Source organism: Deltaproteobacteria bacterium (assembly GCA_009930495.1).
Lineage (GTDB): Bacteria > Desulfobacterota > Desulfovibrionia > Desulfovibrionales > Desulfomicrobiaceae > Desulfomicrobium.
Genome location: RZYB01000107.1, coordinates 1 through 9793 on the forward strand (window position 1 = coordinate 1; position 9793 = coordinate 9793).

The window sequence follows — 9793 nt, forward strand, 5'->3', positions numbered from 1 at the left end:
TTTCACCGGCCAGGGCTCCCAGTATCCGGGCATGGGGCGGGACGTGTACCGGACCTATCCGGTCTTTCGCGACGCCCTGGACGAATGCGCCCGCGTCCTCGCGTCCGAGAATGTCGATCTGCCCCGCCTTCTGTATGGCGGCGCCACGGCCGAGGAACTGGCGCATACGGCCCAGGCCCAGCCGGCCATCGTGGCCGTGTCGTACGCGTTGTGGAGGTTGTGGGAATCCTTTGGCCTGCGCTTCGACCGCGCCTGCGGGCATAGCATCGGCGAATATCCGGCCGCCGTGGCCGCCGGAGTCATGACCCTGCCCGACATGCTCCGTCTGGCCGCCGCGCGCGGGCGGTGCATGGGGCAGGCCCCGGACGGAGGCATGGCCGCGATCTTCGCCACCGAATCCGAGGTGGCCGCGCTCCTGGCCGGGCATCCGGACATGGCCGTTGCGGCGGTCAACGCCCCGGCCAGCGTGACCGTGTCCGGCCCGCGTCCTGCCCTGGCCGCGCTTCTGGCCGATCTGGCGGCGCGCGGCATCGGCGGCAAGGAACTGCGCGTGGCCCATGCCTTCCATTCCCCGTCCATGGCGCGGGCGGCGGATGCGTTCGCGTCGGTGGCCGCATCGGCCCGGCTGGCTCCGCCGGCGCGCATGACCCTGGTCTCCACGGTCACGGGTCGGCCGTGCGGCGACGATGTCGGCCGCGCCACATACTGGACCGATCAGATTCTGGCTCCGGTCCGGTTCGCCGACGCCGTGGCCAGCCTGGCCCAGGGCGCGGCGCTGGCCGTTGAAGCCGGACCGGCGGCGTCCCTGGCGGGCTTGGTCGATCAGTGCGGAACCGGCCTGCGCTGCGTGCCCACGCTGTCGCCCAAGCAGGGCGGACTGGTCGCCCTGTTCTCGGCCGTGGGCCGCCTGTACCGCGAAGGGGTCGAGCTGGACTGGCCGGCCGTTTTCGCCTCCTTTCCGTCACGCCAGGTGTCGCCGGCGCCGTATCCCTTTCAGCGCGAGCGGTACTGGATGGACGTACAGACCGATCCGCCGGCCGGATTCGTCGAAGGCGGTTCGGTCATCGGTCAGCGCCTGCACAGCCCGGCCCTGGGCGACACGGCGGTGTTCGAGTCCGTCTTTTCCTCGGCCGGCCCCGGTTTCGTGCACGAGCACGTTATTTTCGGCAAGGCCATCAGTCCGGCGGCCGGGCACATGGCCATGCTCCTGGCCGCGGCCCGTGAACTGTGGGGCGAGGCCCGCTGCGAGCTGCGCGACGTGGATTTTCTGAGCCCCCTGGTGGTCGAGGACGGGGACAGACGCCAGGTGCAGGTCATCGTCGATGCCCCCGCGTCCGGCCACGGCCGCTTTCGGCTCGTCAGTCGCGCCGGGGACGGGGACTGGCTGACGCACTGCACCGGCGTGATGGTCCGCGAGGCCGGCCTTGCGCCGACTCCGATCCATGCTCCCGGAACGCGTTTCGCCGTCGGTGAAACCAAGGCCGCCTTTTATGACCGGTTTCTGAGTCGTGGCTACGAGGTCGGGTCGGGCTTTCAGCGTATCGAGGATATTTCGGTCCAGGCCGGCGAAGCCCTGTGCCGGGTCGCGACGCGGCGCGGCGAGGCCGGCGAGGCCGGTCATGTCATCTATCCGGGGGCTCTTGATTCCGTGCTGCAAACCATCCTGCCGCCGTTTTTCCATGAACTGGCCGACACCATGATGGCCGAGGAATCCCTGCTCATTCCGCTTCATCTGGACCGCCTGCGCCTGTGGCGGGAAGTGCCGAAGCAGGTCTGGTGTCATGCCCGGGCCGAGCGCGGCGCGGCCGACGCGACCCTGAGCGGCGCGACCCTGGCCGTGGACGCCGAGGGCCGTCCGGTCATGGACCTGACCGGTTTCGTCTTCCGCATGACCGACCGCGCCACCCTTTACCGCCAGATGCAGGCCGGTCCGCTGGAGTTGATCCATGCGCGGATCTGGGAGGCGGTGGAGCAGGACGCTGGGGGCGACGCCCCGCTGGTGGTGCTGCCCATCGGCCGCGACGACCGCGCTCGTGCCCTGGCCGGCAGCCCCGACGTGACGCTGCTCGCGGCTTCCATGAAGGCTGAGGCCGTGCCCGGTCTGGTCTCCGAACGCGGCCCGGACGCGCGGCTGGTGCTGATTCACGGTGGGGCGGCCGACCTGGACACCCTGGCCCAAGCCGAACCGGCGGACGCGGCGCGCATGCTCGCGGTGCTGCAAGCGGTCATTGCCAGCGGGAATCCTGTCCGCGTCCATCTGGTCACGAGCGGTGTCATGGCCGTGGCCAAGGACGATCGGCCGTGGCCGGCCGGAGCCGGGCCGTGGGGGCTGGGGGAGAGTTTCGCCCTGGAGCATCCGGATTTGTGGGCCGGAGCCGTGGACATGCCGCGCGACGCCTGGACCGGTGACGACACGCGGGCCCTGCTTGGCCTGTGCCGCGCGGCCGAATCCTGGGATTTGCGGGCCGTGCGCGACGGCGGGACGTATGCGGCCGCATTGCGCCGGGCCAAGGATCTGGGCCTGCCCGCGGCCGAGCCCAAGCCGGTGCGCGGCACGCAGCTTGTCAGCGGCGGCTCCGGGGCGCTCGGTCTGCACGCTGCCCTGTGGCTGGCCCGAAACGGCGCCGAAACCGTGGCTCTTTTGTCCCGCTCCGGGGTGCGCTCGCCGCATGGCCTGGCCGTGCTGGACGAGATCCGCGCCCTGGGCGTGGGCGTGGTCGAGCTGCGCGCCGACGCGGCCGACAAGACCCAGGTCAACGCGGCGTTGGCGCGGTTGCGGGCCGAAGCCCCGCCCCTGCGCGGCGTTTTCCACGCCGCCGGCATTCTCGACGACGGCGTGATCACGGAACTGACGGCGGAGCGGATGGACGCGGTCATGGCGCCCAAGGTGGCCGGAGCCCTCAACCTGCATCTGGCCACCCTGGACGACGCGCTGGATCATTTCGTGCTTTATTCCTCGGCCGGATCGCTGCTCGGCACCCAGGGGCAGGGCAACTACAACGCGGCCAACCAGTTTCTGAACGCCCTGGCCCGGTTCCGCCGCGCCGACGGCAGGGCGGCGGCCAGCGTGGGCTGGGGTCCGTGGAGCGACGGCGGCATGGTTCTGGCTTCCGAGCGGCGCGGCGGTCATCTGGACCGGCAGGGAATTTTGGGACTGCGCGCCGAGGACGCCCTGGCTTCGTTCCAGGCGGCGGAGGCCCTGGGGCTGGCGGAATTCGGCGTCATGCACATGGACTGGAAGCGCTTCGCGGCCAAGCGCGGGGACGCCCTGCGCGGACCGGCCGCAAGGCATTTCCGTTTCGTGATCCCGCCGCAATGGCTGCGCCGGGACGAAACCCGAACTCCGGCCAAAGCCGCCCTGGGCGACGGCACGGACCCGGTCGTGCTTTTGCAGGGCTTGCGTGCCCTGGCCTGCGGCCTGCTCGGCTTCGCCGATCCCGGGCGCATCGCCGTGGATGTCCCGCTGCTGGAGCAGGGCTTTGACTCCCTGCTGGCCGTGGAGTTCCGCAACATTGTCGGGCGGGAACTGGGCCGGGCCGTGCCGGTGTCCATGATCTTCGAATATCCGACCCTGGAAAAGATCGTCGGCTGGCTGACTTCGTCCAATGGCGATTCTTCCAAGGCCACGGTTCAACCCCAGGCCCGGCTCGCGCCCAAACCGGATGCCGCGTCCGCCGCCAGCAGCACCGATGCGCTGCTGGCCGACATCGACAGCCTGCTGGGGGATGCCTGATGGACGCGGCCTTGGAACAGCAATACAAAACCGCCCTGCGCGGAGCCCGCGACACCATCCGCGACCTGCGGGAGCAGGTTCGGACCGTGCGCGAACCCGTGGCCATCATCGGCATGTCCTGTCTCTTTCCCGGCGACGAGCACGGCGACGCGGACACGCCCGAGGCCTTTGGCCGCCTCCTGAACCAGGGCCATGACGCGGTCCGCGAGATTCCGCCCGAACGGGCCGCGCTGTGGCGCTCCCGGCATGGCGCCGACAACGCGCCCCGCGTGCCGGGCCTGACCCATGCCGCGCTGCTGACGCGCGACATTTTCGCCTTTGACCGCGAACTCTTTGGCCAAACGCCGGCCGAGGCGGCCATGACCGATCCCCAGCACCGTCTGCTGCTGGAACTGTCCTGGCAGGCCGTGCTCGACGCGGGCCTTACGCCCTCGGCCCTGGCCGGATCGGGCACCGGCATTTTCGCGGGCAAGACCGGCACGGACTATCTCTTCGACCTTCTGGGCACGGGTCGCGCCTCGGCCGACGACCCCTACACCATGACCGGCAACATGCACAGCACGCTCCCCGGACGTCTCGCCCATTTTTACGACTGCCACGGGCCGTGCGTGTCCGCCGAGGCGGCCTGCGCCACGTCCCTGGTGGCGGTGATGCAGGCCGTGAACAGCTTGCGCGCGGGCGAGTGCTCCCTGGCCCTGGCCGGGGCCGCGAACCTGCTCCTGGGTCCCACGCCCAGCCACTGGCTGAACGCCATGCACTCCCTGGCTCCGGACGGGCGCTGCAAGGCCTTCGGGGCCGGGGCCGACGGCTTCGGTCGGGGCGAGGGCGGCGGGGTGGTCGTGCTGGAACGCCTGAGCGACGCGCTGCGCAACGGACGGCGCGTCCACGCCGTGCTTCTGGGCGGGGCCATTGGCTCCGATGGCAAAACGCCGGGCTTTACCGCGCCCAGCGCCAAGGGCCAGCGTCTGGTCATGACCCGGGCCCTGGCCAACGCGGGGCTGCGGCCGGAGGACGTCGGGTTTGTCGAAACCCACGGCACGGGCACGCCCCTGGGCGACCCCATCGAGGTTGAAAGCCTGGCCCAGGTCTACGGCCAGCGGACGCGGCCCCTGCTCATCGGCGCGGTCAAGAGCAATATCGCCCATCTGGAGGCGGCCTCGGGCATGGCCGGACTGATCAAGACCGTGCTGGCCGTGCGCGACGGCGTCATCCCGGCCAGCCTGCACTGCACGCCGCCCAACAGCCTGCTCGATTGGGACGCCATCCCGGTCCGCGTCGCGGCCGCGACCCAGCCGTGGCCCGAGGGCCATGCCCGGCGCGTGGCCGGCATCGACAGCTTCGCCATTTCCGGCACCCTTGCGCACCTGCTCGTGGCCGAACCGCCGACGTCGGCGCGAACCGAGGCCGCGACCGCGCCGGACTGCCGTGTTCTGGCCCTGTCCGCCCGCGGCACGGAGGGCTTGGCCGCGCTGGCCGCGCGCTGCGCACGGCGGTTGGAAGAGGGCGAGTCCTTGGCGGCCATGTGCGCGGCGGCGACGCTGCGTCCGCTGGAGCCAGAGCGGCTGGCCCTGGCCGTGGCCGACTCCGGCGAAGCCGTGACCGGCTTGCGCGCGTTCGGCGCGGGCACGACGCGGCGCGGCGTGGCCAAGGGCCGACGGGAGACCGTTTTGCCTTCGATCCTGTTTTTGTTCAGCGGGCAGGGTTCGCAGCAGGCCGGCATGGGCCGCGCGCTGGACTCGCTTTTTCCCGTCTTCCGCGACGTGCTGGAACGGTGCGACGCGCTGGCCGCGCCACGTCTGGGCTATTCCCTGCGCGAAGTCATGTTCGCGGCCGACGATCCGCGTCTGCACGACACGCGCTGCACCCAGCCGGTCATCTATACCCATCAGGCCGCCCTGGCCGCCGTATGGCGGGAGTGCGGCGTGCTCCCGACGGCCGTGTTCGGGCACAGCATCGGCGAATACGCCGCCGCCCATGTGGCCGGGGTATTCGATCTGGAAACCGGGCTTGACATCGCCCTGACGCGCGGCGAGCTGGCCGCGTCCATCAGGGATCAGGGAGCCATGGCCGCCGTTCTGGCCTCCGAGGCCGAAGTCATGGCGGAACTGGCCGATTTGCCCGGCGTGGCCGTGGCCGCGGTCAATGGCCCGGCCACGGTGACCATCGCCGGCGCCAGGGACGAAGTGGACGAGGCCGTGCGGCGATTGCGCGCCAAGGGCCTGGAGAGCCGTCCCCTGCCCGTGTCCCATGCCTTTCATTGTCCCCTGATCGAGCCCATGCTGGACCGGTTCGAGACCTTTTTGCGCGGGCTGCGTTTTGCCGCGCCGAGGATTCCCATCCTGTCGGGGTGCACCGGCGAACATCTCGGCCCGGATGTGGAGTGGCCCGCTTATTTCCGCGCCCAGACCCGCCAGCCCGTGCGTTTTTCCGACGCGCTGCGCCGGGCCGGGGAAAGCGTGTTTCTGGAACTCGGGGCCAGTCCGACCCTGACCTCCTATGGCCGGCAATGCCGCGAGGACGGGATCTGGCTTTTTTCGGCCAGCGCCGGCGCCGGAATGAAGCCCATGGCCCAAAGCCTGGCCAGATTGCACGCCCTGGGCTTTGATCTGACGTGGCGCTGGCAGATGGACGAGGCGGTCCGGCCGGAGGCCATGCCGCCCTATCCGTTCGAGCGGGAACGTCTTGTGCCGGAGTTTGCCCTGACCGCGCCCCAACCGCCCATTTCGACGGCGGAAAATGATGCCGCAAAAAATTCAAGTAATGCTTTAGGAAATAGCGATGACGCCGCCGTGCGCCTGGCCATGCTCCAATGCGAGGCCTTTCAGCGGATCTGCGCCATGCAGCAGTCTTTCTTCGGCGTCCGGCCGGAGAACGGGGGGCAGGGGGAATGAAAACGCTCTTCATGCTTGGGCATGCGGGCGGCAACGCCGTTCAGTACGCATCCCTGTTCGCGGGCATGGGAAAAACAATGAAGCTGGTCCCACTGGAATTGCCCGGTCATGGCCGGCGTCTGGGGGAGCCGCTGCTGGACAACATTGCGGACATGGTCCGCGATCTGCGCCGTCAGGCGCTCGACGCCTTGGCGGAAAGCACCGACTATGCCCTTTTCGGGCACAGCATGGGCGGCATCCTGGCCCACGCCCTGGCCGTTGACCTGGAAGGGCACGCCCCGATTCCAGCCCACGTGGTCATTTCCAGCACCTGCACGCCCGGACGGCACCATATCCCGTCCGGATTCCCCGAACTCTCGGACCAGGATCTGTGGCGGGAGAGCGCGGCCTATTTCGGCGGCATGCCGGATCAGATCGCGACCAGCGCGGAACTCATGGCCCTGTTCGCGCCCATCCTGCGAGCCGACCTGAAAGCGGTCCTGGACTGGGACTGTCCGCGCCTGCCGGCCGTGGACGCGCCCATCACGGCCCTGTGCGGCGACGCCGACATCGTGGACATGGAAGACGCGGAAATCTGGCGGCGTTACACAACCAGGGACTTTGCCGCCCACGTCCTGCCCGGCGGACATTTTCACGTCTTGGAACGGCCGGAAAATTTGGAAGAGCTTCTGGCCATGATTTTGAACGGCCTGCGAATTTTGAATTTTTCAACAGTCCGCTAGGCGGGATATTGGCGCGGCGTTAATTCTTTGGAATTCGCGGCAGGCGCGCCGAGTGCCAGACCGCCACGATCCACGCCGTTTCGCCTACTGTTCGGTAGAAAAAGCGATACGGCCGCACAACGATTTCACGATGCGGGAGTTCCGGAAATTCGGGAATCACGCGGCCCGATTCCGGAAAGTCGGCCAAGCGACTCAAGACGGATTCGGCTTTTTGTCGGAACTGACGCGCCGCTGCGGGGTTGTCCGATCGGATGTACTCCAGGCCCTCGAGAAACTGGCGCCTTGCCGAGGGCGTAAACAAAATGTTCACAACCCGTCTCCAAGCAGGGCGTCGGCCTCGTTCATGACGCTGCCCAGGGTATGTCCCTCCCTTGCGGCGATTTCGCGTTCTCCCGCCGCGAGCACTCGCAACAAATTCCGTTCCTGTTCCAGCTTTTCATAGGCCTCGACACTTTGCATGACCGCGACGGCGCGTCCTCGTTGCGTGACAACCATTGGGCCCGTGCCGGACCGCAGTTTCTTGAGCACGGCGGCGGCATCCTGTCGGAAATCACTGATCGGGACGATGTCGGGAATTTTTGGCATGGCGCGCCTCCTTTTGTATGTTCTGAAGTACTTTTGGACGTACTTTTCTGTCAATGCGGAATTTTTCGGCCGCCTGTGTTCTGCCGACCGCGCGCACTCGTGAACGCCAGGAATCGGTCAGGCCGGCCCGCATGGCCACTCCAACTCGGGAAAGATCAGCTTCGTCGGCCCGGTCGGGCCTGTTCCGGCCACGGTCAGCCAGTGGTCATGGTCCAGATGCAGGTGGCGCCAGCAGAAATCCTCGCCCTGGACGGAGCCCCCGTCCCCCTGCGTATCGACCAGCAGCGGGTCGCCCAGCAGCCCGCTTCCCCGCGCCTTGAGCACCGCTTCCTTGATGGTCCAGCGCCGGATCAGCTCCGCGTGCGGGACGGCGTGCGCCTGGATGGCGCGCAGTTCCCCGGCCGTGAAGACGATGCCGAAATCCTCCACCGGTAGCGGCCGGATCTCCTCCACATCGACGCCGACGCGCGCCTGACCCGGTCCGCCGACAGCGCAGACGGCCCACCGCCCGGAATGGCTCAGACTGACGCCGCGATCCAGGCCCGGCACAAAGGGTCGCCCCTCGGGCTCGCGGCGCGGCGCGGCCAAGCCCTGGCGCAGCTCCCATCCGTGCAGCACGCGCAGCCCATGGGCCAGGAGCAGCCGGGCCAGAATGCGGCGACAACGGTCTTCGGCGCGGCGATTCTTGCGGATGGACGCGCTCTCGACTTCGGGCAGCAGGGGCAGCACGGCGTTTTCCCAGGCGTGGTCGAAGCGTGCGATGTTCGCGGCCAGCACCAACGGCCCGGCATCAGTCACTGCCGTTCTCCGCGCCGCCCATAGCCGGCGATCTCCCGCAGCCGCCGCTCCAGGGCCGTCAGCAAACCCTCCAGACTGGCGGCCGTGAATTCCTGGCCATGGGCTTCGATGGTCACATCCAGCCTGCCGTCGCGGATCAGACTGGTCACGGCCAGCTTGGCCTGCTGCGGATAATCAGGGGCCACGTCGCTGGGAAAGCCGATGCGCTCCAGGGCCAGCGGTCCGCCGCCAGCGTCCGAGGCATCGCCCAGATAATTGAAGAGCACATCCGCCGTGTAGTCCGTCAATTCCACTCCGGCCACATGCTTGAGCACACCGAAACCAAGCCCCTTGTCCGGCGCGGCGTCCAGGGTCTGGCGCACACCGTTGACGGTCGCGACAAGGTCCGCCCGCGCCATGAGCGCCACGGGGTGGACCGTGGTGAACCAGCCGACGATGGCGCCGGGCGCCACGTCCGGAAAGAGTTCCTGCCGGCCGTGCCCCTCCAGATCCACGGTCAGGCCGGGTGCGCCGCGCCAATCGCGCGCGGCCAGCACCAGGCCCGCCAGAAGCAGGGCGTCCATGTCCGCGCCAAGGGTCTTGCGGCAGGGGCCGAGGAGGTTGCGCGTGGACTCGGCGTCCAACAGCACGGAGCACTCCCGCAAATCGGTCTTGCGCCGCGCGGCGACCAGCGCGTCGGATGATAGGGGGCCGGGCCGGCCAGCCAGCACGGACCGCCAGAACGCGGCCTGATCGAGCACGGTCGGATCGTGGGCGTATTCGGCCAGCCGCCGCGCCCACGCCGGAAACGAGCCATCGTCCGCCAGCGCCGCGCTGGGCAATTCCACTGGTCGTCCCTCGTCCAGACAACTCAGGGCGGCGGTGAAGTCCTGCTGCAGGACGCGCCAGGACACCCCGTCCACGATGAGGTGGTGGATGACCAGGGCCAAGGCGTCGCCCGTTTCATCCCGGCCGGGAACGAGCACGGCCCAGGCCAGGGGGCCGCGGGTCAAATCCGTGGCGCGTGTCGCCTCCTCGACCATGGGTTCCAGCTCTTCCGCGTCGCAGGTCCTGAATCCGAAGCC

Annotated in this window: 7 protein-coding genes; 3 read left to right on the plus strand and 4 right to left on the minus strand. The window is 69.0% G+C overall.

Going from position 1 to position 9793, the window contains the following annotated elements:
• The 3 genes from EOL86_09510 to EOL86_09520 all read left to right on the plus strand — a co-directional run.
• Nucleotides 1-3733 (plus strand): SDR family NAD(P)-dependent oxidoreductase (locus EOL86_09510; GenBank protein ID NCD25810.1); only part of this gene is annotated, 3733 nt, incomplete at its 5' end.
• On the plus strand, nucleotides 3733-6624 hold the full coding sequence (locus EOL86_09515) for a type I polyketide synthase (GenBank protein ID NCD25811.1): 2892 nt from the start codon (nucleotides 3733-3735) through the stop codon (nucleotides 6622-6624). The genes EOL86_09510 and EOL86_09515, both read left to right, overlap by 1 nt.
• The gene (locus EOL86_09520; GenBank protein NCD25812.1) at nucleotides 6543-7346 is read left to right on the plus strand and encodes a thioesterase; all 804 of its coding nucleotides are present in this window, start codon (nucleotides 6543-6545) and stop codon (nucleotides 7344-7346) included. The genes EOL86_09515 and EOL86_09520 overlap by 82 nt, the downstream gene beginning before the upstream one ends.
• A gap of 19 nt (nucleotides 7347-7365) precedes the next feature.
• On the opposite strand, the gene EOL86_09525 is transcribed toward EOL86_09520, so the two are convergent.
• The 4 genes from EOL86_09525 to EOL86_09540 all read right to left on the minus strand — a co-directional run.
• Nucleotides 7366-7656, minus strand: a complete 291-nt coding sequence (locus EOL86_09525) for a type II toxin-antitoxin system RelE/ParE family toxin (protein ID NCD25813.1) — start codon at nucleotides 7654-7656, stop codon at nucleotides 7366-7368.
• Entirely contained in the window at nucleotides 7653-7931 is a 279-nt protein-coding gene (locus EOL86_09530) for a type II toxin-antitoxin system Phd/YefM family antitoxin (protein NCD25814.1), read from the minus strand. Before EOL86_09530 ends, EOL86_09525 begins: the two co-directional genes overlap by 4 nt.
• 117 nt (nucleotides 7932-8048) lie before the next feature.
• Nucleotides 8049-8819 carry a 4'-phosphopantetheinyl transferase superfamily protein gene (locus tag EOL86_09535; protein NCD25815.1) on the minus strand — a complete coding sequence of 257 codons (771 nt, stop codon included), beginning with the start codon at nucleotides 8817-8819 and terminating at the stop codon, nucleotides 8049-8051.
• Nucleotides 8726-9793, minus strand: a 1068-nt coding sequence (locus tag EOL86_09540) for a hypothetical protein (GenBank protein ID NCD25816.1), incomplete at its 5' end; no start/stop codon positions are given. The genes EOL86_09535 and EOL86_09540, both read right to left, overlap by 94 nt.

Excerpts from the sequence above, each read along its gene's own strand:
- EOL86_09515 (NCD25811.1), top strand. The coding sequence starts at position 3,733 with ATGGACGCGGCCTTGGAACAGCAATACAAAACCGCCCTGCGCGGAGCC.
- EOL86_09520 (NCD25812.1), top strand. The coding sequence starts at position 6,543 with ATGCGAGGCCTTTCAGCGGATCTGCGCCATGCAGCAGTCTTTCTTCGG.
- EOL86_09530 (NCD25814.1), bottom strand. The coding sequence starts at position 7,931 with ATGCCAAAAATTCCCGACATCGTCCCGATCAGTGATTTCCGACAGGAT.